This is a genomic window from Faecalibacterium sp. DFI.5.82 (assembly GCF_029076575.1).
GTDB classification, from domain to species: domain Bacteria; phylum Bacillota; class Clostridia; order Oscillospirales; family Ruminococcaceae; genus Faecalibacterium; species Faecalibacterium duncaniae.
Window position 1 is genome coordinate 1 of record NZ_JARFIS010000058.1, and the last position, 487, is coordinate 487.

Below are 487 nucleotides of genomic sequence, written 5' to 3' on the forward strand. Positions count from 1 at the left end.
TCCTCCTCAATGGTATCATAAATGCGGCAGTCCCGCAAATTCAAGGTGTCCTCCAAAATCTTGTAGGCGTTGGCCCGGTGGGTGCCGTAGGTTTCGGTGGACATGATATCATACATTCCGGCGGCAGATTTGTTGCCGATGCGCCATTCGGACGTAAATGGAGAGTAGCGGACTTGGATCAGGTTGTTATAGCGGATGCGGTAGGGCGGCTGAAAAGTCTCCATCATAAACTGCTGCACAATGGCGGGATTCAGCCATGTGGCACCCAGTCGGATGTCGATTTCTGATGCTTCAAGGTCCTTCGGCTGCGCTTTGGTCAAAGCCTCCACATTGATCTTGAACTCCGGGTGGCTTTCAGCGGCAAGCTGAGCCATGCGCAGTTTATTCCGCACATTGCCGGAAAGATACTCGTCCGCAGTCTGCCAGCCTGCTTCCGGCTCATCTGCATCCGCAGAAGGGTCTTTGAAAATCACGCCTTGCAGCTCTG

Annotated in this window: 1 protein-coding gene; it reads right to left on the reverse strand. The window is 53.6% G+C overall.

The window, feature by feature from the left end; translation table 11 throughout:
• On the reverse strand, positions 1-487 hold a 487-nt coding region (locus tag P0G09_RS15545; RefSeq protein WP_275253100.1), incomplete at both ends, for a hypothetical protein.